A 22452-nucleotide genomic window follows, 5' to 3' on the forward strand; every position below is an offset into this window, starting at 1 on the left:
TGCTTTGTTTTAGAGCTGAAGTAAATGCCCAAGCGCTTCCTCGTTGATAATAGAAATTTTATCTCCATTCATTTTTATTATGTTATCGTTGCAAAGCTTTTTTAATTCTCTGCATAGTGAAGGGCGGGATACGTTCAGGTATTCCGCCCATGTTTTTTTTGTAAATGGCAGATGAATCAAACTATACCCCGGTATTCTTTGTTCATTTAGGAGATAAAATGCTATTTTCTTTTGAATTGAGGAATAGGAAAACAATTCCAATCTTTTTTCGTAACATAAAATTCCATTTGCGAAAAGATTCAATAGATTTTCTGCAAAGAAAGGCATTTTACACAATTCAAAAATGGACTGCTTATGCAAGAACAAAATTTTGCTTTTCTTTCTTGAAAAAACATCGCAAGGGAAAACGGCGGAGTTGGAAAATACAACCGCTCCGCCAAACATGTCTCCCTTATTTTTATAAAATATGCAAACAGTATTGCCGGATGGAAAAACTTTTTGTACTTCAACGCATCCGCTGATGATTATGCCGACATAAACTGAGTGCTGATCTGTGCGGCAAATAAATTCGTTTTTATCAAATTCTCTAATTTGGAATTCTGTTGCAGATAAAATTCGCTCGATTTCCATGCCGCTTATGCCGTCAAATAATACGCAGCGGCTTAAGGCCTTTATCATATCCTTCACTTAGCCCTCTTATATTTTATCGGTGTATCCACAGATACACGGTTTTCCTGTGAGATATATTACCATGTTGAATGTATCTTAATTGAAAATGAAAGTCAACATCAATTGTAAGGAGGAAAATAAATGAAGAAATCTTTCGTTTTAGTACTGATGTTATGTTTAGGCTTGCTGGCCGGCTGCGGACAAACCGCAAATCAGCAGGATGCGGAAAACAAAAACAATGACCCGGTCAAGCAATCAGTTATTACTGTAGTAGCCCCTAAATCGCCCGCTTCAATCCCGATTTTCAGAATGATTGAAAGCAATTGTATGGGAGATGGCGTCCAGATTGATCTCCAGCTTTACAGCGACATGGAGGCGATGATGTCCCTGGCGTCCAGCGGAGATTACGGAGCTTTGATCGTTCCTGTGCATACCGCGGCTAATCTTTACAATAAAGGGATAAGCGTTGAACTGGTCAATGTATGCAACTGGGGCGGGATGTATTTGAGTACAACCGATCCCGATTGTAATAGCTGGGAAGATCTTGAGGGAAAGGAACTTTATGTCCCGTCTAAAGGCTCTATTCCGGATGTTTTGACACAGTATTTTTTGGATCTGCATGATCTGGTCATCGGGGAAGATGTTGAAATCGTATATTCAAACCATACGGAGATCGCGCAGTTGTTGTCGGCGGGAACCATAAAATACGCCATTGATGTGCAGCCGTATGTCACCTCAAACACAAAGAAGATTGAAGGCTACAAGGTTATCTCGGAACTCTCGGAGGAATGGAAGTCAACGCAAGGAAAAGAGTACACCATGCCTGCCAATTGTATGGTGGCAAACTCAGAATACATCAGTGGAAACGAAGAGTTGATCGCTAAGTTTAACTCAAAATTTGCGGAGGCAATCGAGTGGACGGCAGGAAATTCGACAGAGGCAGGCGTTCTTGCAAACACGTATTTGAAGGCTGACGCGGAGTTGATTGCTGCGGCTATGCCGGGTTTCTGTTTTGATTACAAATCAGCCGCCGACGCTAAAAGTGATACAGAGCAGTATTATAATGTCCTATTAAAACTGAAGCCCGAGAGCATTGGCAGTATGCTTCCTAAAGAGAGCTTTTATTATAGGGGGAATTAGTCGAAGGGCCTCCGGGCCTCTCTTGCAGATTTGATTATTAAAACGAAGGGAAACTTTCGTTTGTTATCTGCTAATTCACACATGCGGAGGTATAAAAATAAAAAATTTTATAAATCGTGACAAGAAAAAAAGAGATGTCGGGCTCATACTTATTTTCGCCTTAGTACTGCTGATTTGGCAGATCTTATCCATGATTTATCCGCCAGTGGTTCTTCCAGGCCCCACCTTGACTTTTCAATCTCTGTATAGAATCATCCAAAGCGGTAGCTTTTGGTCGGAAACAGTCGTTACACTGCAAAGACTTGTTATTGCGCTGCTCACATCTATAATAGCAGGCAGCCTATTGGGGATCATAATGGGTGCCAATCAAAAACTAAAAAACCTGTTTGAACCCATTGTTTATCTTATTCAGGCAGTTCCCCCAATCTTGTATATGACGCTTGCCATGATCTGGTTTGGCCTTAATGGTAGGGCAACGATATTTATCGTGTTTATCGGAAGCGCGCCTGTTATGGCCGTAACCATTAAGGAAGGGTTTGAAAACATAGACCCCAGACTGATTGAAATGGGAAAGGCTTTTAAGTTCTCCCCGACTGAAACGATCAGAGAAATCATACTGCCTTCATTAAGCGCCTACTTTAAAGCAGGCTTAATTACAGTATTCAGCTTTGGCTGGAAACTGGTTGTAATGGGTGAAGTGCTGAGCGCCAGTACCGGGTTGGGCGCACAAATTACAGACGCCAGAATGAACCTTGAAACACACATGGTATTTGCATGGGGAATTGTTGTCATTGTGCTTTGCTTTCTGTTTCAGAAGATAACCGCAAAAATTTTTGAATTTAAACCAAAACGGAGAAAAAGCTATGACAAATAACACAATACTTAGGTTCTCAAATATCGAAAAAAGCTTTGACAATATCGGTGTATTGAATAATTTGTCCTTTGACGCAAACAGAGAAGAAATCGTGTGTATCATAGGGCCTTCGGGCTGTGGAAAGTCAACTATGCTAAATATCATGTCGGGGCTTATTGAACCTTCCTGTGGCCAAGTGATCAACCAAAGTCAGAATACAAGCTACGTTTTTCAGGAGGATAGGCTCCTGCCTTGGAAAGACGTATATCAGAACATCCGGATAGTAAATAAAAAAAGCTCTCATGAATACATCATGGAGTTGATCCAAAAAGTGGGCCTGAAAGGCTTTGAAGGATTTTACCCTTCCGAATTAAGCGGCGGGATGCGGCAGCGGTGTTCCATAGCAAGAGCTTTTAATTATGAAGCCGACCTGTTGCTTATGGACGAGCCTTTTAAGTCGCTTGATTACAATTTGAGGATCGGCATGATTCGCCATCTGCTCACGCTATGGGACAGCACGAAAAAAACCATCATATTTGTCACGCACGAAATTGACGAAGTGCTTCTGCTCGGCGACAGAGTCCTTCTGCTTTCCGATCGGCCAGCAAAGGTACGCAGAGAATTCCGTTTGGAAAAACCGAAATGCAAAAGAAATCTGACTGATGCAGATTTGATTGATACAAGAAACGAAATTATCAGAAACTTTCAATCCGAAAATGCATTGCCTTCATAAAAACCAATCAAAGCATGCAGATTGTTTATAATGAGAGGATTTTCTCCAGCCGGTTCAGCTCTTTGATTACAATTGTCCGTTTATCAAAAGACAGAATGCCTTCAAACTCCAGCCCCCGTAATTCTCTGGAAAGCGAAGTCCTTGAAACATCCATATACTCGGCCCACTCCTTCTTTGAAAAAGGCAGTGATATCACATGCGAACCGTTCATTTTGTAATCATAAATCAAATAGCCCGCTATTTTTGCCCGAATGGAATCCAGCGAAAGGATTCCTATTTTATTCTTCAAAACCAGCGTTGAATTGGAGACATGTTCCAAATAATTGAGAAGAACAGTATGGTCAAGGCTGAATAAGGTGAGAAGGTCATTTTTTGTGATAAGCATGATTTCGCAAGGTTTACAGGCGACAATAGTATCCGAATAATAATCAAGCCTGGAAAACATGGACGCCTCGGCAATCATATCGGCATTCCTTTTTCTCTCAATAATAACGACCTTACCTGTTGGGAAAAGCTTTTGAACGTCGGCTGCACCCGATAACACGATTCCCATTTTGTCGGCGTTTTGAACAGGTGAAAAAATCACGTCATTCTCAACAAAATTGTCTGTCCTGAAATTGATATTTGAAAGTAAATTCTCAATTTCGTCAGGTTCTTTATTTTTAAATAAAGTACATTTTTTTAGTACAGATAATTTCCTGTTCACGTTAACCTCACTCAAGGAAAATACTTCTAAAAAAGTATCTCCAGATACTCTTTTTCTGATTCTATTATACTAAGATAAAATGGAAAAGCAAATGATAATCACTTTCTTTGTTTACTCCGTTAAGACTCTTGCATTGATACGGGTGATACATATGGTCGCAAATACAATTGAATTTGAAAGCGTGCTCCGTTCGTCCGGATATAAGCTCACAGCGCAGCGTCAGGCTTTACTCGAAATAATTGAAGCTACGAAAGGGCGGCATTTATGTACAGAAGAAATTTTTGACGAAGTGAGAAAAAACTTTTCGAGTATCGGGCTTGCAACAGTTTACCGTAATTTACAGTTGTTCGAGAAGCTCGGGCTTGTGCATCACATATTGCTGGGCGATGGCTGTATGCGGTTTCAGATAATAGATGCTCAGGAAAAGCACCGGCATCACCATCTTGTTTGCGAGATCTGCAGTGGGGTCATGGATGTGGAAGAAGACATGTTGGAGACTATTGAAAAGAAGCTGTTATTAGAAATGGGGTTCACCGTAAGGGATCACAAGGTGCAATTTTTTGGAATATGCAAAGAATGCGCAAAAGAAGAAATCAGGAAAGATTTGGAGGAAAAATAATGTACAGCGTTGGAATTGATGTGGGCTATTCGTCTGTAAAGGTAATGCTGACGGACGAAAATAATGATATATGTTTCAGCCGGTATCAAATGCACAAAGGCAGGATGAAGGACACGCTTAAAAGCGTCCTTCACGAAATGTGCGGTTCATTTGACACCCGGCAAATTCAATATGGGGCCGTGACCGGCAGCGGGAGCAAATTCTTAAGCGCAAACAGCGTAATTGCAGCCGTAAACGATGTCGCGGCTGCTGTTGAAGGAGGCCTTGCGGAAAACAGAGCAATCGGCTCGATCATCGATATCGGCGGAGAAAACGCAAGCTTTATTTCCGGCTTGAGCGGCAGCGACAAATCCCGCATTGAGATATCCATGAATTCCAATTGTTCTTCCGGAACCGGCTCCTTTTTGGAGGAACAGATGTCAAGGCTGGATTTAAAGCTTGCGGATTATACCAAGCTTGCCGAAAAAGCAAAATCAATCCCGAGAATTGCGGGCCGCTGCAGTGTGTTCGCAAAAACAGACATTACGCACCATCAGCAGGAAGGCGTTCCGGTCCCGGATATTTTGTTGGGACTGGCGTATGCCCTCGTCCGCAACTATAAGGGCACGGTAATGAAAAAGCTTCCCGTTGCAAAACCGGTTTTGTTTTCCGGCGGCGTTGCTCATAATGGGGGAATTATTACCGCGTTAAAGGATGTTCTGGACCTTTCCGATGAGGATCTGGTCATCCCGCAAAATTTGGGGTGCGTCGGCGCTTTGGGCGCGGCTGTTATGGCAAAGCAAAACAATTTGTCTGTTAATATGAACGAGCTGTTTTCCGTCATCGAGCAGGCCGTAGAAATTCTGAAAAACGGCGAGGACGAGATAAAGCTTCCGGCGCTTGCCGGATATGGAAATGGAGACAGCCTGGGAAAGTATGAATGCCAAGACGCTGCCGTGCAAACGGATGTTATAGATTGCTATCTGGGAGTAGATATCGGGTCAACCAGTACCAATCTTGTTTTGCTAGATAAAGAAAAGGAAATTATTTTCTATAAGTACCTGAGGACATTGGGTAATCCTGTTGACGCCGTTCTGAAGGGGTTTAGGGAAATAAGAAATGAATTCGGAGACAGGATTAACATCGTCGGCGTCGGCACAACCGGTTCCGGCAGATATTTGATTGGAAGAATGGTCGGCGCTGATGTGATCCTTGATGAAATTACGTCGCAGGCAAAAGCGGCAGTAAGAATTAACGGCGATGTGGATACCATATTTGAAATCGGCGGTCAGGATTCAAAGTTTATCAGCCTGGAAAAGGGCGCTGTCGTAGACTTCCAGATGAATAAGATCTGCGCGGCGGGCACCGGATCGTTTATTGAGGAACAAGCAAAAAAATTCAGTATACCGATTGAAGCGTTCGGAGATATCGCCCTTGCAAGCGCGAACCCGATAAACCTTGGGGAAAGATGCACCGTTTTTATTGAAACAAGCATCGCCTCCTGCTTATCCCAGGGCAAAGAACTTGATGATATTGTTTCCGGACTGTGCTATTCGATTGTCAGGAACTATCTTTACAGAGTTGTGGGACAGAAGCGAATCGGAAACAAAATCTTTTTTCAGGGTGGGCTCGCCTATAATCAAGGGGTTGTCAACGCCTTCAGAGCTGTTACCGGTAAGGAAATTATTGTCCCGCCGTTTTTCAGCGTGACCGGAGCCTATGGCGCCGCCATTATGACAAAGGAAGAAATGAGTGGACGAAGGAGCTCTTTCAAAGGGTTTGATCTTACAGTGAATGATTTATCCGCTGTAAGCATGGAGAAAAAATCGGCAAGTGACAATGAAGCCTCTTACAATGAAACGGTAAGAAAACTTGTATTTAAAGATTACCTTCCAGAGACCTCCGCAAAAAAGACGGTGGGCATACCCAGGGCACTCTTTACCTATGGAATGTTTTCCATGTTTAACGCATTCTTTAAGGAACTGGGTTTTAATGTTATTTTATCTGATCCGACAAGCGAAAGCACAATAGCGCTTGGCCAGCATTACGCTTTGGATGAAACCTGCTATCCCATAAAGCTGATAACCGGACATGTGGCCGAGCTGATGAGCAAAGAGGTTGATTATATCTTCTTCCCCGATCTGGTGACCGTAGATCATCCGGGCTCAGCCAGCCGGAAAAATTACGGCTGTGCGTACATGCAGCTTGCTTTTAAGGTTATGAATCAGGCCATGGAGCTTGATAAAAAGGGGATCAGCCTTCTGTCTCCCACCATGGCGTTTCATATGGGCAGGGATCATTTGATGAAAAGCTTTTTGGGGATTGGGCAGCAGCTTGAAAAAACGCCCGAACAAACCGCTCAAGCGTTACAAAAAGGAATGTCCGCTCTTCTGCGCCTTGAGGAGCGTATGAACGAAGACAGCAAAAGAGTGATGAGTCAACTCAAGCCTGATGAAAAGGTGTTTGTCATGATCTCAAAAATATACGGTGTTGCCGATCCGGTGCTCAACATGGGAATACCGGAAAAGCTTGCCGAGATGGGTTATAAAGTCATTCCTTTCTATGCTTTGCCGGAAGGGAATATATCCAAAGAACATCCCAATATGTTCTGGCCGTTTGGACAGCATATTCTGGAGCCTGCGCAGCTCATTCGCAAACATCCTAACCTGTACGCGATTTTTCTTACCCATCATGGCTGCGGCCCGGATTCTATTCTTTCGCACTATTTCAGGGAGGCCATGAGCGGCAAGTCTTATCTGCATATAGAAATAGATGAACATTCCTCAAGCGTTGGCATCATTACCCGGGTGGAAGCCTTTATTAACAGTTTGAAAAACATCAAGGCTAAGCAGGCGTCCGAAATCAGCACTTACGTCAGTAAAATGGTTCATAATGAGGCAAATATAAAGAAAAGTCTCGGCGATATCGATAGCAAATCAATTGTTTATTTGCCTTATCTCTACCCTTATTCCGCAATCTTCAAAGAAATTCTATTGAAAAAAGGAATCAAGGCGAAGTCGCTGCCCGCCTCGACCAGGGCTTCCATTGAAATCGGCCGCAAGTTTACGATAACCGAAGAATATTTTTCTCTTACGGCTTTGTTGGGCGGCATTTTCAAAGAGCTGAACGAAATCGTCAAACAAGAGGCGGATAACATGGTTTTCCTTATTCCCCAAAACGAGGGAACGGAAACGGACGGTCAATACAGCCGCCTGCTCAGAACAAAGCTTGACGAAGAAGGTTTTGCGAATGCGGGTGTCCTATCCCCCTTCTGGGAGGATATTCTTTTCGGAGATGAAAAGGTCTTCAACGCAATCAGCCTGTGCTTGCTTGCCGGGGATATCGTCTGGAATGCGCCGTATAAGTCGCGGGGAAATCATCTGAACACGATTATCGAATTGATCAGAAATGAACGGCTTGACATAAAGCAATTGAAACTGGTTGCGCAGGAAATATCAAAAGAACTCTCCGGAGCAAGCTTTGCTAAAAAGGTCCTGGCGGTCGGAGAATTCAATATCCTGTTTGACGAGTTGTTAAACAGCGGTATTTTCAAAGAGCTTGAGAGCAAAGGCCACCGTGTTGTATACAGTCCTTTCAGCGAGGCCATGTGGATGATGTGGCATGACTATGCCAATCAGAATCACGTTGAAAATCCGGAACCGGCTGAAAAAAGACTGGAGCATTTAAAGGAAAATATCGCAGCTATTTCAAACGCATTGTCAGGTTGGGGTGCATTTGCAGCAGATACGGATACCCTTGTACGGATTGCGGACAAAACATTGGGCTTCTACTCAGGCGCTCACGGAAGATACAGACAGGCCAAGCAGCTTTGCGGCCTGCCGAATATCGACGGCGTTATCACCGCCGCTTCCATGTATGAAAACACGGGAATCGTACTTGGCATGCTGCAAAAAGGTTTTGAGGACGAGCAAACGAAGCCTGCCTTAAATCTCACCTTTGACGGAAATAAAAATGAGAATGACAAAATAAAGGTTGAATCATTTATGTACTATCTTTGAAAAGGAGTGGGGCGTATGGATAACAATAATGTTTGCAGATATGGGCACGGCCAGGGACATAATTGCCAAAGGAACCGTTTTCGGCGTGGGCCGAGCAGCTTTTATATGCAGGACGCCGGACTTGTGTTTGAAAAGCTTGCTTTAAATGAAGGCGATACACTTTTGGATTTAGGCTGCGGAGCCGGAGACTATTCACTTTATGCCGCTAAAATAGTAGGCGAATCCGGGAACGTATACGCATTGGATCTCTGGCAGGATATGCTGGATAAAGTGTGCGAAGAAGCCGCCACGCAGGGAATTCATAATATACATCCGGTGGTGTCAGATATTCGTAAACGAATCAATATCCCGGATAAAAGTATAGACGCTTGTCTGATTGCAACGGTTCTTCATACGCTGGACTTTTCTCTGGCACAAACGAAATTATTTGCTGAACTTAAGAGAACCATCAAGTTCCTTGGGAAGCTGGCAATTATTGAGTGCAAAAAAGAAAACACCTTTCATGGGCCTCCTTTGCATATGCGTATATCACCTGAAGAGCTTGAAAAGGGTCTTGGGGAGTACGGCTTTAAAAAAATTGATTATGCGGATTGGGGGACAAATTATATGGCGTTGTTTGTTTTAAACAATCCTTGAAAAGGTAAGCGCAGCTTCAAACCTTTATCAACTTTCAAAAAATAGCCGGTTAAAAGGTAAACGGCCAAACAATTGTGGAGATATTCATGGGGAAGCTTACTATTTCCAAAGAGCATTATTTAAAAGCAGTTTACGAGCTGTTCCCCGAAGGAGGGGGAGTGCGTATTTCGGATATTGCGGCTAAACTCAATGTCACAAAAGCAAGCTCCTGTATAGCAATGAAGAACCTGGAACAGAAAAGGATGATATATCGGGACGCCGGCAGGCTGGTTTTCCTCACCAAAGAAGGCGAATATCAAGCAGTTTTGGTTTTAGACAAAGTTGCAATCATACGGAAGTTTTTGACTGATGTGCTGGGCATAAGGCACGAAATCGCGGATGCCGATGCCTGCGCAATAGTGCATGTCGTCAGCGTTGAAACGCTCTGCTCTTTGTGCCGCTTTACCAACCGGAAATGTCCAGGAAGTTGCCATATGAAAACAGATACCTCCCCTAATAGGCTTATAAACTCTTATCTTCTGTAAAAAAGGATATGCGTTTTGTTAAAGACAAGAGATTTTGCAGTATGGAGGTTTGTCATTTTGTACTTACAACACACTGGTTCACTTGAAGCCAAAAAACCGTTCTTTAGGCGGTTACAGTAATTCGCATAGAAAGATAACCCATACTAAACGGCGGTTTTGAAATAAAGCAATTCAAAGCCGCCGTTTTCCTTTTCAAAAAATAGGATTTCGGAGAGCATGTTAAAGTCGTCCCTTTTTAAGGACACGGCGGCACAAGGAGGATGCCGCCGTGCTTCTTTGTCTTCGACATAATTTGATATTATTCTGCATATTAAAAAAAGACTTGGCGATTTAGGGGACTATTGCGGTTATGAAGTTACCTACACACGTTACACGTTAAGATATACAAGCTCCTGTGCCCGATTGGTTTTTATCCAGTCGGGCTTTTTTGCGTTTTTCCTCAAATTATTTTTCACTTCTTGCCGTTTACTTTGCCAAATTTTTCATTTCTACCGTAGTAGTGGCGAAAGGGAAGCCATCACCCGCCTTTGCGGATGCGAAGGGAGGTGAGAACATGAAGCCTCATTCCCACAAAGAACACAAACGGCACACCTTTGACAGCTTCTGCAAAAAGATACTCAAGCATGAAGCCCGCGACTATTACGACGAGTTAAAAAGACGCCGAGAACATGAAATATCTTTGGACGAGCTGTCCGAAAAGGATTGGGAGCAATTAGCCGTTATGGACGAATATTTCAAGGATACATACAGCTTTTGCGTGTTGGGCTACGACATTACCGTGTCGGATGAACGCATAGGCGAAGCTCTGAAAGCCTTGCCGACAAACAAGCGCGACATTATCCTGCTGTCTTATTTCCTTGAGATGACGGACAGGGAAATCGGGGAACTCTTGAACCTTGTCCGTCGCACCGTTGCCTATCGTCGGACAAGCACTTTGCAGGAACTAAAAAAATTCATGGAGGGAAAAGCGGATGAATAGTATACGGACCGGTAATACCGGCTTGCTTCCTTTCCCCGTCATTGCGGCGGCAAGCAACGGCGACATCAACGCAATCAACACCGTCCTAAAGCACTATGAGGGATATATTGCCGCATTGTCTACAAGGCAGCTTTACGACGAAAGCGGCAATCCCCATCTGTGCGTAGACCCTGAATTGCGACGCAGACTGGAGACCAAGCTGATAACCAAAATCCTGACTTTCAGGGTAGCTTAACGAAAAGCCTGCTACGGGAGCGCGTCCCCTTTCCACGCTTCCCGCGGTAGGCTTTTCGTGTTTGCCATTTTGCAAAAGTACATCCATAAACCAATGTGCTTTTGCAGGCTGACAAACGCCTTCGTTCTTTGACAAAGAAAGCACGGCAAAACAACGTGCATCATAGGGCAAATCGGATACTTTCGGTCTATGCCGAGCCGGACGGCGGGTGCGCCACGACTTCCCCAAGGGAACGAGCGATCACCACCCATGCCGCAAAATGAGCTTGGCAGTTTATGGGGCGACGACACATAGGCCGGTACAATGATACTTCCGTCCAGCCACAGTCCGAGCGTTAAAAGCGTCGCAGGCAATGGGGATGGCCCGTCAGTATGGGGGGAGGTGAAATGCCTATGAGGACGGTCAGCCGCCGTCCATCCGATAAGCCCGTAACGATAGAAAATTGATAAAGAAAATGCGGCTTAGGGGTACGCCCGTTTTTGGGCAAGCGTTTATGCGAATCCAATCATGGGTGCGCCCCTGCTGCCTGCATTTCTATTTTGAGAGAAAGGGGCTGATACCTTGCTGAAAAGCAATGAAGCATATAAGCTGATTTTTCGGGAATACCCGGACGTGGTCAGTGTAGAGCAGATGTGTGAAATGCTGGGCGGTATCAGCACAAAAACCGGATACCGCCTTTTAAAGCAAAACCAGATCAAGCACTTTAAAATAGGCCGAACGTACAAAATCCCCAAGCTTCATATTTTCGAATACCTGGCGGTCGCGCAGGAATCCGATGCGTAAAACATCGTTCGCACCTTTGCAAGATATTTTGCAGCCTGCTACACTAGACCCGTCAATGGTAGGTGAATATGGACTGTTACTGATTTAAAGGAGGCAAGAATTTATGGTAACAGGACACCTGCGAGAAAAAAACGGCTATTTCCAGATGATCCTCACCTACAAGGATATGAACGGAAAGCGCCAAACCAAGTCCGTCAGCACGGGACTCCCCGTCAAAGGGAATAAAAAACGCGCCGAAACGCTGCTTTGGAAAACCAGGCAAGAGTTTAATCCCGACACGGCAATGAGTGATAAAAACGCCTTGTTTGCCGACTTCCTGAAAAAATGGCTGCAGGACGCTATCAACAGAGTGGACGCCGACACCTACGCCCTTTACACATACGACGCCAAAGCCTTCATCATCCCTTACTTTAAGGATACCGCCGTTACGGTGGCGAAAATAAAGCCGGGGGACATCGAAGGCTACTATCAGTACGAGAGAACGGAAAAAAACGCCTTGAACACCGCCCTGCTCCAATATCACGAGGTCATTGAGGAAGCCTTGGCCTACGCCGTGGAGCTTGAGCTGATCCGGGACAATCCGGCCGACAAGGTAAACCCGATCTCCGGCGAGGTGCGGATACTGTTTACCGACTTCCTGCTGGAATGGCTGGAGATGATCAAGCACAATGTGGAAATGACCACCTACGCCTCTTACGCTATGTCCATCAAGAGCTGCATTATTCCTTACTTTAAGGAATTCAGGCTTACATTGAAGGATGTTACGCCGAAGCACATCCAGGACTATTATCAGTACGAGCTGAACGAGAAAGGCGTAAGCGCCTGCACGGTCATCCATCGCCACGCCAACATTCGCAAGGCGTTGCAGTACGCGTTCAAGGTGGGGCTGATCGCCTTTAATCCCGCCGACCGGATCGAGCGGCCCAAGACCGCAAAATTTGTGGGCAGTATTTACGATGCCGGGGAATTGGAAGCCTTGTTCGCTATCGTGAAAAATAAACCGATAGAGCTGGCCGTTATCCTGGGCGCGTTTTACGGGTTGCGCCGCAGTGAAATCGTTGGGCTGAAATGGAACGCCATTGACTTTGAAAAAAAGACGCTGACCATCAAGCACACCGTAACTGAGGTAAGGGTGGACGGAAAAGCCATCATCGTGGAAAAGGACCGCACCAAAACTAAGTCCAGCCACCGCACCCTGCCGCTGGTAGAGCCCTTTGAAAAGCTTCTCCGGCAGATGAAGACCGAGCAGGAGCGTAATCAAAAAGTGTGCGGCAACGCTTATTGCCGGGAGCATCTCGGCTACATCTACGTGAACGAGTTGGGAGAACGGGTCAAGCCGGGCTATATTACCCAGAATTTCGCGCTCACGCTGAAAAACCACGGCTTGAAGAAAATTCGTTTTCACGATCTGCGCCATAGCTGCGCCAGTTTGTTGTATGCCAACGGAGTCAGCCTGAAAGAGATCCAGGAGTGGTTGGGACACAGTGATATTTCCACCACCTCGAACATCTACACTCACCTGGATTTCAGCTCCAAGGTCGCTTCGGCCAACGCCATCATCGGCGTATATCCCTCCTGACATCCCTCCAAAACGGCGGAATGCCAGGTAAATAGGGAGCTGAGAGCACTGCAAATTTGCGCAAAATGGTTCATGTGAAGGTATGAAGGACGGCAAACGATAGGGTGCCGCCAGAAAAGAAAAAAGCCCTCAAATCCGCTTGTATCGCGGCTTTAAGAGCATTAACTTCTGGTGCCGATGGCCGGAGTCGAACCGGCATGGAGGTTATCCAACGGTTTTTGAGACCGCCGCGTCTGCCAATTCCGCCACATCGGCAAGTTTATTTCAATTTCCCTCTCCATCATCCGACTTTGGAATTTGGAGGGATATGGTGGAGGGATATTAAAAACCTTAGAGACTATTCAATTATCAAGAACCCAGCAACCACGCGGGTTTGGGAGCCGCCGACCGGTCGAAAAGGGCTTCTCACGCAGTAGATTTTGAGACCGCCGCGTCTGCCAATTCCGCCACATCGGCATTATTTGGTCTTATTGGCTAGATAAATTCAACAAACGCTGTCTGGTGACTTGCAAGAAAAATTGTAACACAGTTTGCTTAACGTTGTCAACTGTATTACGATGCCAACAGATGCCAGCATTGCTTGCTTTTATCGCTTATAGCTTACCGGTGGTGGTTGTCGGGCGGGTTTTGTACAGCTGGCTTGACGATTATTCTATAAGCTTTGTGTTCATAAAACTGTCGGAATTTAAGATAAATAAAATCAAAAAACCTAGTTCTTTGGTATTATTAGTGTAATTAAAGTGACAAATTAAGACATAAGAGAGAACTTTTATTTCAGCCTTAAGGACTTGTGCGTTATGAGTAATCTGACTAAATATAGCAAAAAGTAATATTACTTGAGTTAAGGGGCGGTCAAAATTGCATTTTAGTGAGATGTCCAGGGAACAACTGATCAGCGAATTGGTTAGAAAAGATCAAGTAATTGAGAGGCTGCAAAATGACTTAAAAAAACTGGAGATAGCTATTGACCAAACCATGATAGACTGTAACCAAAATGAAGAGGCGTTGACAAGATCCACCCGGGAAAAATCACTGGTAGAGGGTTTTGCCGAACATCAACAGCTGAAAAAAGATGACCAGGTTTTAACTGGAAGGTTTGATAGTGAAGTAAGGGCCGCCACGGAAGAAACGGAGAATGAATTAATCCGTGTGAAAAAGGCCTATGCCGAAAAAGTAGGTATTGGCGGCATAGGTATTTTCTCACAAAAAATGAAGTACATTTTTGAGCAGGCCGGGAAATTTCACGGTGACCGGTCTATACCTGTATTAATCCAGGGGGAAACGGGGACGGGGAAAGAAATTGTGGCTAGGTACATACATTATGACAATTCCTTGGTCAGCTTACCATTTATAGATATTAATTGTGCGGCGATCCCTCCCCATATATTTGAAAGTGAACTGTTTGGTTATGAAGCCGGCGCGTTCACCGGAGGGCTGCAGAAAGGGCAAAAGGGAAAGTTTGATCTGGCTAATGGAGGTACTATATTTCTTGATGAAATCACCGAACTGCCCATAAATCTCCAAGCTAAATTATTGCGTGTGCTTCAGGAAAAAGAGTATTACCGGGTAGGCGGGATGAGAAAAATAAAGATAGATATACGTATTATATGTGCCACAAACGCGGATGTTGAAAAGAGTGTTGACCAGGGGCGATTTAGGCAAGACCTTTACTATCGCATAAATATTGGCCGCATTGTATTGCCTCCTTTACGAGAGAGGCCAAATGAGATCTTGCCGCTGACTAAGATGTTCTTAAAAAGGTTCTCGGCAAAAAGAGGAAAAAGAATGATTAAAATCAGCGAAAATGCAGCTAAGGCCCTGCAATCTTATCACTGGCCCGGTAACGTCAGGGAACTGATGAATGCTGTTGAATATATAGTCTTTATGTACGATGATGGTGAATTAACAATAGAGCATCTAAACAGTATTCCTCAGTTTCAAATCGCAAGGAAGCAAGGAGGCGGATCTTCTACTTCTTTCGAAGGAAGCGGAAGGTCCGCTCCTTTATTTCCACCTGTTACTTTGGAAACATGTCCACTTCCGCCGGATAGGCTGGATTTAGCTCGATTAAACGATAATCTCATAAGCCGGGCGTTGGAAATGCACAATGGAAATAAAACTAATACAGCCGAATATCTTGGTATTTCGAGGCGGATGTTGCATTATCGATTAGAGCGTTTGGGAAAAAAGAATACTAAATAGATATCCTTGCCACTTGGCGGCACTCAAATTGTGAGGATATATTCTGATTTTGGCATGGCGAGGGGCGCGATGCGGCAATTTTATATTGATATGCCAAAAATGTAAATATGTACGTTTTTGTTATACAATTTTGTATGTATATTTATTATTTGACAACAAACGACACGAAAAGTCAGAGCTCGCCATATGGCGAGCTTTTTGCACTAATTGCATCTGGAAATTATTACCCCGGGTTAAATCGGCATATTACACGGTAATGTTTGGAGAGGTGTGATGAAAACGTTATGCACTATTAATTTACAGTGGATCTGAAGCTATTCGGAATATGCAAGTAATCGTTTTTGTATGTCGTCTATATTATTAGAGAAGGGAAGATATAAATGAAATTGGGAAACTTGAAAATAGCCGTTCGTTTGGGAATGGGCTTTGGATTGGTTATAGCCCTAATGATTAGCTTGTTGATAGTTAGCGTTAGCCAGTTAAAACAAATCAATGATAAAATGGAACATATAGTAAACGACAATAACGTCCAGGTTAAATTAGCTAATGAAATGTTGGATTCCGTGCATGTGGTCAGTCGTGTCATCCGCAGTATAGCATTGCTTGATGATGTATCAGCCAAGCAAAGTGAAAAGCAAAGAATTGATGAAGCGTGGACTCAATATGATGCGGCTGAGAAAAAAATAGCTCAGATTATTAACGACGAAGGGAAAGTTATCCTGGAAAAAACCAAAGGATATAAGGAAGAATCAAGAGTTATAGACGACAGTATTATAGAAATGGCTATGCTTGAAAATAGCGATAATAAAGTAATAATTAATGAGTTGTTAAATACATCGGCACCCCGTGTAACACAATGGCGGGATTCTTTACGTGAATTAATCGAATATGCCGAAGGGCGAAATCAAATGCGTTATGAGGAAGCATTACAGGCTTACACCTGGGCGCGAATACGTATGTTTGCCTTAAGTGGGTTCGCTATATTTTTAGGTATAATTATCGCTCTGGCGTTTGCGCGCAGCGTTACCAGCCCGGTGGCTAACTTGGTGCAAGCGGCCAATTCCGCCGCAGCCGGCGATTTAACAGTTGATATTAAAGTAAAGACGAAGGACGAAATAGGCGTACTGGCCGCTGCTTTTAGTAAGATGATTAGCCAGACGCGACAAATAGTAATGGAGATAACGGATAAAGCCAATACCGTGGCCAGTTCATCTCAGCAATTAAATTCCAGTGCCCAGGAAACAGCAGCCAGTGCTAATGAAACGTCCGCCACCATGACGGAAATTTCCACTACGGTTGAACAAGTTGGCGCTAACATTCAGGAAGTCTCTGCTTTATCCGAAGCTGCAGCCGAACATGCCGGTGAGGGAAGCAAGGGTATTGAGAGGGTTATTGAACAAATGCGGAGCATAGCCGATATGGCCGGTGCGGTTTCAATTTCTATAGACGGTTTAAACCAAAAGTCTCAGGAGATTAACCAAATAGTCGAGTTAATTACCAACATTGCCGACCAAACTAATTTGCTGGCCTTAAACGCTGCTATCGAGGCGGCCCGGGCCGGTGAGCAGGGCCGGGGATTTGCCGTGGTAGCGGAAGAAGTGAGAAAATTAGCCGAACAATCGTCAAACGCGGCTAAAGAAATTTACACTCTAATTAACGCAATTCAATTTGAATCGCAAAAAGCCGTGGAGAGCATGGCAAGCGGTGGTAAAGAAGTTGAAGCCGGCACCCGGGTAGTCGGGGAAGCCGGGGCAAACTTTAAGGAAATAATCGGCTCGGTACAAGAGCTAACGTCACAAATTCAGGGAGTAGCATCAGCTGCCGAACAGATGTCCGCGGGGGTGCAGAATGTTGCCGCAACCACGGAAGAACAAACTGCAGCTATGGAAGAGGTCTCCGCTTCGGCTGAATCCTTAACTCAGCTTTCGGAAGAATTAAATGCTTTAGTCGGTAGGTTTAAAGTTTAGGTTGATACTGATAGCTTTGGAAACCGGTAATTGGTTTTCTATACCTGCTTTTCTATTTGTAAAGCTGTAATTTTATGCTGTCGTTAACTCTCTTCGTTATCAATAGCCATAATGTATATGCGGCAGGAAGTATGTTTAACCGTGTCGAAGAATAAACCAGGGGGGATATGCACCCCTGGTTTTTTGTTGGACGGGAGTGAAATTAAAGTGTGTCTTCCCGATGAAGTGCTGGTGCAAAAGACTAAAAAAGGCGATCTGGATGCCTTTGATGAACTGGTGCGTCGCTACGAAGCTAAAATATATGGTTTGGCATACCGCTTTATGGGTAACCACGCCGACGCCAGTGACCTGACCCAGGATACTTTTATACGCTTATACAAGGTGCTGGCCGGGTTCCGGGGTGATGCTGCTTTTTCCACCTGGCTTTATCGAATTGCAGCCAATATTTGTCGGGATGAGCTTCGGAAGCGACAGCGGCGACGAAGTGTTTCCATGGATGAAATGATTGAAGCCTCGCCAGCCAATATGCCGACTGCCGATGATAGCTATTCACCTGAGGAAACCGTACAGCGCCGTGAGGTGCAGCGGCAAGTGCAGATTTGCTTAAGCAAGCTTTCTGAAGATCACCGGTTGATTCTAATAATGCGGGAAATACAGGGATTGAGTTACGAGGAAATTGCCGATGTGCTGCAATGCTCGCTGGGCACGGTAAAATCACGCATCAGCCGGGCCAGGAACGCGCTCAAAGAAAAGATGCGCAGGCGGGGGGAACTTTTACCGGGTAGTGATCGTCATAACGCCAAAGGGGGGAAGAACAATGCCATGTCGTGATATCTGTGCAATGTTATCCGCTTACATTGATGATATGCTGGAATCTCCCCAGGTGGCGCAGGTGGAAGATCATCTTGCTATTTGCGAGGCGTGCAGGTTGGAATGCGATAATTTGCGAGCAACCGTGGAGCTGGTCAGGGGGTTGCCGGAAGTGGTACCGCCTCCGGAGTTTCACGATAATTTACGTCAGAAGCTACAGGCCATGCCTGTGCCGACCATTGGCGAAGACCAAACCGGCCGGCCCAATCGGCTGGCCCGCGGCAAATGCTTCAAGACACTGGCTGTTGCGGCGGTACTATTTCTCAGCGTTGGTGTTACCGCTTTTTGGTATGATAAAAACGAGGGCGGGTTATTTGACACCGCACCCGGTCGGAGTACCGGTCAATTGATGGCCGACCGGGAGGAACAATACGGGGGCGGTGCGGTAAATGGCAAGCGTGCTGTGGAGTCTGGTTCAGAATCCGCTCAAAAACAAACTTTTAAAGGAACGGATGCTGTAAAGGAAGTGGCTCCGTCGAATAATGCAGCTGATAACACAGCCGGTAGCACAGTCCGTAATGCAGCCGGTAGTGTAGACCGGGGGGGTGGTCCAGCCGCATCCGGCGTGCCTGTGTCTGAAAGGCCGAGAGCCGCCTGGGGAGCTTCGGAGGAACAATCCACGCCGGCAGTGGGCGGTGGCGGTTCGGATACCGCTGACGAAGGGGAGCGGGCGGACCGTGATTTTGCTGTGCAGGAAAACCAACCGGAAAATAATGAGCATAAGTTTTTTATCACCGCAGCGCCTGAGAATATTCCGCGGGATGCCGCTCCCCGGTTGGATAACAGAAGTTTACAGGCGGCGGATAATGTGGCCAGGGAGTTTACCGCTACAGTGATGTTAACCGAACGGAAAGATACGGTGGAATACTGGGATAAAGCCGCAGGCAGATATGATGGATTTATAGACACTGATGCGGAACAAACCGGGCAGTGCTTGGTATTGCGTATTCCCACAGGTAATTTGGACGGGTTTATCGAAGATTTGAATAATATGGGTCAGGTGGATATTAAATCAGAGACCAAGGATCTAACCGTTGATGTGCACCAAACCGAAGAGCAGTTAAACGTTCTTAGGGAACGGGAAAAAGCGCTGGTAGAGCAACAGGAGACCGGTCAAACCGAAAACGGCGCGGACGGCGCGGCCGAGTTGGATGCGTTGCGTGATCAAATTGCCCGGCAGCAGCAGATACTTTTGGATTTGCAGGAGGATATAAATTTCGCCACGATTAATCTTTATATAAAATAGACATCAGGCCGCTAGGCGCGGCATCGTTAGATTAATTGTTTATAGGCGGATTAAGTTTTACTATTGCTTCACTGGTAAATAGCAGTTAAAATAGGGATAGTTGCGGTTTGGATAAAACTAATATTATCACTCTTTTGTTGTTATAATAGTTTCAAGAAGGGAGGTTGAAACAGTGCGCGAACAAGTGCAAGCTGCTCTGGATAAAGTACGCCCCATGCTGCAGCGTGATGGCGGTGATGTTGAGCTTGTGGAAGTTACACCCGACGGTGTGGTAAAAGTAAAACTTAAAGGTGCCTGCGGCGGGTGAGCGATGTCTACATATACCCTTAAATTGGGGATTGAGCGGTCGCTCAAGCAAGCTGTGCCCGAAGTAAAGGAAGTTGTACAGGCCTAATTGATGCCAAAGGTGTTCTATATAACCACTTTTTGCCGCTGTTTGCTTGGTGAAAAGTGGTTTTGTACTTTTTGCCGGAAACTTATAAACAGTTATTTTGCGGTAATACATATTGATATAAGGGATTGGGTATATAGAAGGGTGGTCATTTTCATGAGTAAATGCAAGTTAGCCGTATGCCAGGTCAAAGTTACCGCCGATAAAGAGTTTAATATAAGTCACGCCCGGGATATGGTGCGCCGGGCGGCCGGGCGGGGGGCACGGGTAGTGGCGCTGCCGGAAATGTTTAACTGTCCTTACGAGACACATCTATTCCCCCAATATGCCGAGTCATACTCTGATGGGGAGACGGTACAAATGCTATCCCGGGTGGCCGCTGAATCGGGCATTGTGCTGGTGGGTGGTTCGATACCCGAAAGAGAAGGGAATATTATTTACAATACCTGCTTTATCTTTGGCCCGCGAGGCGACTTATTGGGGCGGCATCGCAAGGTGCACCTGTTTGACGTGGATTTGCCCAATTTAAAGGTGCGGGAGTCCGGCACGCTGGGAGCCGGAGGTGAGCTTACCGTTATAGACGCCGGGTTTTGTAAAATTGGCGTGATGATCTGCTTTGATGTGCGATTTCCGGAATTAGCCCGTCTGCTGGCTCTGGAGGGAATAGATGTGCTGATCATACCGGCCGCCTTTAATACAGTTACCGGCCCGGCTCACTGGGATTTGACCATGCGGGCGCGGGCGGTGGATAATCAGGTTTACGTGGCGGCTGTTTCCCCGGCTCGTGATGAGCAGGCGGGTTATGTGGCCTACGGCCATTCTATAATGGTGGACCCCTGGGGCGACGTGGCGGTCCGGGCCGGTACCGGCGAGGAAATTATCACGGCGGAAATTGATCTAAATAGAATTAAGGAAGTGCGCGGGCGTCTGCCGTTATTAACCGGGCGACGTACTGATTTATATGAGCTAAATAAGAAAATGCCGCGATAAAGACATGGTGGCAAGGGACTGTCGCTAAAAACATTGTTGTGATAATATGTTTTGCAGGCGAGCCGTGACACGCGATCATTTGTTAAGGCGCGACTTGGCTGTGGAGGGGCCGCTTGAATATGTCGGTGCAAAAAGTTAAAATTAAACGAAGTGCTCTAGCTTTTTGAGGAAAGGAACGGGAACTGCAAATGTTAACTTGTGGTATTGTCGGCTTGCCGATGGTGGGTAAAACCACATTATTTAATCTGGTGACCAACTCGGGACTTGAAACATCCAATTATTTGACGGGTAAAACAGAAATTAACGTAGCGATGGCCGAAGTGCCTGATGCGAGGATTGATTTTCTTATTAACCTGTACAAGCCCAAAAAGAACGCTTATGCCCAGATCCAGTTCAGCGATGTGCCGGGACTGGTGCGCGGGGCCAGTGAGGGCAAAGGGGTGGGCAATCGCTTTTTAGATGGTATTCGTAATGCTGATTTATTGGTGCATGTGGTGCGTGCCTTTAAAGACAAAGGTGTACCTCATGTGGATGGGGATATCGACCCTATGCGGGATATAGAGACCGTTAACCTGGAATTGCTGCTGGCGGATATGGACCTGGTGGAAAAAAGAATCCGGCGTATTAATGAAGGGAAAAAGATAAAAAAGGAGCAGCTTGCGGAGCTGGAGGTGCTGCGCAAGTGTCTGTCGGCGTTGGAAAATGAAGTGACTATGCATAAGGCGGAGCTTTCCGAAGCTGAGCGTGAACTGCTGGTAAATTATAGCTTTTTAACAGATAAACCTATGATATTGGTGGTTAATATCAATGAAGAACAGCTGCGAGGCGGCGGTTACCCGGGGCAGGAAAAGGTGCGTGCTTGCGCCGCGGAAAAAGATATTATTCTGCTGGAGGTCAGCGGTTTGATTGAAATGGAAATCAGCGAGCTGCCCGAGGATGACCGGCGTGAATTCATGGAAGATTTGGGCCTGCGGCAATCAGGTATTGATCGGCTGGCCCGGGCCGCCTACGATACCCTGGGGTTGATGTCCTTTTTCACTGTGGGCGAGGATGAAGTGAAGGCTTGGACCATCCCGGTTGGTCTGAATGCTAAAAGTGCTGCCGGTAAAATCCACTCCGACCTGGAGCGCGGCTTCATCCGGGCCGAGGTGGTAGCCTTTGATGATCTGCATGGCTTGGGGAGCATGAACAAGGTCAAGGAAAAAGGCCTGGCCCGGTTGGAAGGTAAAGATTATATGGTCAAAGACGGAGATATATTGAATATTCGGTTTAATGTATAAAATGAGCCGACCGCGTTTGCGGCTGGCTCATAAAGATCGTAAACCCCGCCGG

At 45.6% G+C, this 22452-nt stretch carries 20 protein-coding genes and 1 tRNA gene; 18 read left to right on the forward strand and 3 right to left on the reverse strand.

From position 1 onward, the window contains the following. Nucleotides 1–9: 9 nt before the first annotated feature. On the reverse strand, nt 10–678 hold the full coding sequence (locus ABDB91_RS04895; RefSeq protein WP_347491532.1) for a Crp/Fnr family transcriptional regulator: 669 nt from the start codon (nt 676–678) through the stop codon (nt 10–12). A 132-nt stretch (nt 679–810) separates the two neighbouring features. On the opposite strand from ABDB91_RS04895, the gene ABDB91_RS04900 reads away from it, so the two are divergent. The 3 genes from ABDB91_RS04900 to ABDB91_RS04910 all read left to right on the forward strand — a co-directional run bounded on the left by ABDB91_RS04900 (nt 811) and on the right by ABDB91_RS04910 (nt 3395). Beyond that, nucleotides 811–1809, forward strand: coding sequence for a hypothetical protein (locus tag ABDB91_RS04900; RefSeq protein WP_347490500.1), 999 nt, complete (start codon nt 811–813; stop codon nt 1807–1809). Nucleotides 1810–1999: 190 nt separating this feature from the next. After that, entirely contained in the window at nt 2000–2683 is a 684-nt protein-coding gene (locus ABDB91_RS04905; protein ID WP_347490501.1) for an ABC transporter permease, read from the forward strand. Continuing rightward, the gene (locus ABDB91_RS04910; protein WP_347490502.1) at nt 2673–3395 is read left to right on the forward strand and encodes an ABC transporter ATP-binding protein; all 723 of its coding nucleotides are present in this window, start codon (nt 2673–2675) and stop codon (nt 3393–3395) included. The genes ABDB91_RS04905 and ABDB91_RS04910 overlap by 11 nt, the downstream gene beginning before the upstream one ends. A gap of 25 nt (nt 3396–3420) precedes the next feature. On the opposite strand, the gene ABDB91_RS04915 is transcribed toward ABDB91_RS04910, so the two are convergent. Further along, nucleotides 3421–4101 carry a Crp/Fnr family transcriptional regulator gene (locus tag ABDB91_RS04915; protein ID WP_347490503.1) on the reverse strand — a complete coding sequence of 227 codons (681 nt, stop codon included), beginning with the start codon at nt 4099–4101 and terminating at the stop codon, nt 3421–3423. Nucleotides 4102–4252: 151 nt separating this feature from the next. Here ABDB91_RS04915 and ABDB91_RS04920 point away from each other — a divergent pair, with 151 nt between their 5' ends. The 8 genes from ABDB91_RS04920 (at nt 4253) to ABDB91_RS04955 (ending at nt 13454) form a co-directional block, all read left to right on the forward strand. Continuing rightward, nucleotides 4253–4720 (forward strand): Fur family transcriptional regulator, encoded by a 468-nt coding sequence (locus ABDB91_RS04920; RefSeq protein ID WP_347490504.1) that lies wholly within the window; start codon nt 4253–4255, stop codon nt 4718–4720. Beyond that, complete coding sequence (locus ABDB91_RS04925; protein WP_347490505.1) at nt 4720–8718, forward strand: acyl-CoA dehydratase activase; 3999 nt, start codon at nt 4720–4722, stop codon at nt 8716–8718. The genes ABDB91_RS04920 and ABDB91_RS04925 overlap by 1 nt, the downstream gene beginning before the upstream one ends. 123 nt (nt 8719–8841) lie before the next feature. Continuing rightward, nucleotides 8842–9354, forward strand: a complete 513-nt coding sequence (locus tag ABDB91_RS04930; RefSeq protein ID WP_347490506.1) for a class I SAM-dependent methyltransferase — start codon at nt 8842–8844, stop codon at nt 9352–9354. An 86-nt stretch (nt 9355–9440) separates the two neighbouring features. After that, nucleotides 9441–9878, forward strand: a complete 438-nt coding sequence (locus tag ABDB91_RS04935; protein ID WP_347490507.1) for a metal-dependent transcriptional regulator — start codon at nt 9441–9443, stop codon at nt 9876–9878. 553 nt (nt 9879–10431) lie between these two features. Beyond that, nucleotides 10432–10857 carry a sigma-70 family RNA polymerase sigma factor gene (locus ABDB91_RS04940; RefSeq protein ID WP_347490508.1) on the forward strand — a complete coding sequence of 142 codons (426 nt, stop codon included), beginning with the start codon at nt 10432–10434 and terminating at the stop codon, nt 10855–10857. Next, the gene (locus ABDB91_RS04945; RefSeq protein WP_347490509.1) at nt 10850–11092 is read left to right on the forward strand and encodes a helix-turn-helix domain-containing protein; all 243 of its coding nucleotides are present in this window, start codon (nt 10850–10852) and stop codon (nt 11090–11092) included. Before ABDB91_RS04940 ends, ABDB91_RS04945 begins: the two co-directional genes overlap by 8 nt. Nucleotides 11093–11656: 564 nt before the next feature. After that, nucleotides 11657–11875 carry a helix-turn-helix domain-containing protein gene (locus tag ABDB91_RS04950; RefSeq protein ID WP_347491533.1) on the forward strand — a complete coding sequence of 73 codons (219 nt, stop codon included), beginning with the start codon at nt 11657–11659 and terminating at the stop codon, nt 11873–11875. Between the two features lie 103 nt (nt 11876–11978). Further along, complete coding sequence (locus ABDB91_RS04955) at nt 11979–13454, forward strand: tyrosine-type recombinase/integrase (RefSeq protein WP_347490510.1); 1476 nt, start codon at nt 11979–11981, stop codon at nt 13452–13454. 169 nt (nt 13455–13623) lie between these two features. Here the strand turns inward: ABDB91_RS04955 and ABDB91_RS04960 are convergent. Beyond that, nucleotides 13624–13709, reverse strand: a tRNA-Leu gene (locus ABDB91_RS04960). A gap of 603 nt (nt 13710–14312) precedes the next feature. Between ABDB91_RS04960 and ABDB91_RS04965 the strand changes: the two genes are divergently transcribed. From ABDB91_RS04965 to ychF, 7 genes are all read left to right on the forward strand, one after another. Next, nucleotides 14313–15656 (forward strand): sigma-54 dependent transcriptional regulator, encoded by a 1344-nt coding sequence (locus ABDB91_RS04965; protein WP_347490511.1) that lies wholly within the window; start codon nt 14313–14315, stop codon nt 15654–15656. A gap of 380 nt (nt 15657–16036) precedes the next feature. After that, the gene (locus tag ABDB91_RS04970) at nt 16037–17623 is read left to right on the forward strand and encodes a methyl-accepting chemotaxis protein (protein WP_347490512.1); all 1587 of its coding nucleotides are present in this window, start codon (nt 16037–16039) and stop codon (nt 17621–17623) included. Nucleotides 17624–17830: 207 nt separating this feature from the next. After that, the gene (locus ABDB91_RS04975) at nt 17831–18454 is read left to right on the forward strand and encodes a sigma-70 family RNA polymerase sigma factor (RefSeq protein ID WP_347491534.1); all 624 of its coding nucleotides are present in this window, start codon (nt 17831–17833) and stop codon (nt 18452–18454) included. Then, nucleotides 18441–19739 carry a zf-HC2 domain-containing protein gene (locus tag ABDB91_RS04980; protein WP_347490513.1) on the forward strand — a complete coding sequence of 433 codons (1299 nt, stop codon included), beginning with the start codon at nt 18441–18443 and terminating at the stop codon, nt 19737–19739. Before ABDB91_RS04975 ends, ABDB91_RS04980 begins: the two co-directional genes overlap by 14 nt. A 172-nt stretch (nt 19740–19911) precedes the next feature. After that, on the forward strand, nt 19912–20133 hold the full coding sequence (locus ABDB91_RS04985; protein WP_347490514.1) for a NifU family protein: 222 nt from the start codon (nt 19912–19914) through the stop codon (nt 20131–20133). A 153-nt stretch (nt 20134–20286) separates the two neighbouring features. Continuing rightward, nucleotides 20287–21120, forward strand: coding sequence for a carbon-nitrogen hydrolase family protein (locus tag ABDB91_RS04990; RefSeq protein WP_347490515.1), 834 nt, complete (start codon nt 20287–20289; stop codon nt 21118–21120). Between the two features lie 188 nt (nt 21121–21308). Beyond that, nucleotides 21309–22400 (forward strand): redox-regulated ATPase YchF, encoded by a 1092-nt coding sequence (gene ychF, locus ABDB91_RS04995; RefSeq protein ID WP_347490516.1) that lies wholly within the window; start codon nt 21309–21311, stop codon nt 22398–22400. Nucleotides 22401–22452 lie beyond the last annotated feature (52 nt).

Origin of the sequence: Desulfoscipio sp. XC116, from assembly GCF_039851975.1 — a bacterium.
Lineage (GTDB): Bacteria > Bacillota > Desulfotomaculia > Desulfotomaculales > Desulfallaceae > Sporotomaculum.

Excerpts from the sequence above, each read along its gene's own strand:
- ABDB91_RS04895 (WP_347491532.1), bottom strand. The coding sequence starts at position 678 with ATGATAAAGGCCTTAAGCCGCTGCGTATTATTTGACGGCATAAGCGGC.
- ABDB91_RS04900 (WP_347490500.1), top strand. The coding sequence starts at position 811 with ATGAAGAAATCTTTCGTTTTAGTACTGATGTTATGTTTAGGCTTGCTG.
- ABDB91_RS04905 (WP_347490501.1), top strand. The coding sequence starts at position 2,000 with ATGATTTATCCGCCAGTGGTTCTTCCAGGCCCCACCTTGACTTTTCAA.
- ABDB91_RS04910 (WP_347490502.1), top strand. The coding sequence starts at position 2,673 with ATGACAAATAACACAATACTTAGGTTCTCAAATATCGAAAAAAGCTTT.
- ABDB91_RS04920 (WP_347490504.1), top strand. The coding sequence starts at position 4,253 with ATGGTCGCAAATACAATTGAATTTGAAAGCGTGCTCCGTTCGTCCGGA.
- ABDB91_RS04925 (WP_347490505.1), top strand. The coding sequence starts at position 4,720 with ATGTACAGCGTTGGAATTGATGTGGGCTATTCGTCTGTAAAGGTAATG.
- ABDB91_RS04935 (WP_347490507.1), top strand. The coding sequence starts at position 9,441 with ATGGGGAAGCTTACTATTTCCAAAGAGCATTATTTAAAAGCAGTTTAC.
- ABDB91_RS04940 (WP_347490508.1), top strand. The coding sequence starts at position 10,432 with ATGAAGCCTCATTCCCACAAAGAACACAAACGGCACACCTTTGACAGC.
- ABDB91_RS04945 (WP_347490509.1), top strand. The coding sequence starts at position 10,850 with ATGAATAGTATACGGACCGGTAATACCGGCTTGCTTCCTTTCCCCGTC.
- ABDB91_RS04955 (WP_347490510.1), top strand. The coding sequence starts at position 11,979 with ATGGTAACAGGACACCTGCGAGAAAAAAACGGCTATTTCCAGATGATC.
- ABDB91_RS04970 (WP_347490512.1), top strand. The coding sequence starts at position 16,037 with ATGAAATTGGGAAACTTGAAAATAGCCGTTCGTTTGGGAATGGGCTTT.
- ABDB91_RS04980 (WP_347490513.1), top strand. The coding sequence starts at position 18,441 with ATGCCATGTCGTGATATCTGTGCAATGTTATCCGCTTACATTGATGAT.
- ABDB91_RS04990 (WP_347490515.1), top strand. The coding sequence starts at position 20,287 with ATGAGTAAATGCAAGTTAGCCGTATGCCAGGTCAAAGTTACCGCCGAT.
- ychF (WP_347490516.1), top strand. The coding sequence starts at position 21,309 with ATGTTAACTTGTGGTATTGTCGGCTTGCCGATGGTGGGTAAAACCACA.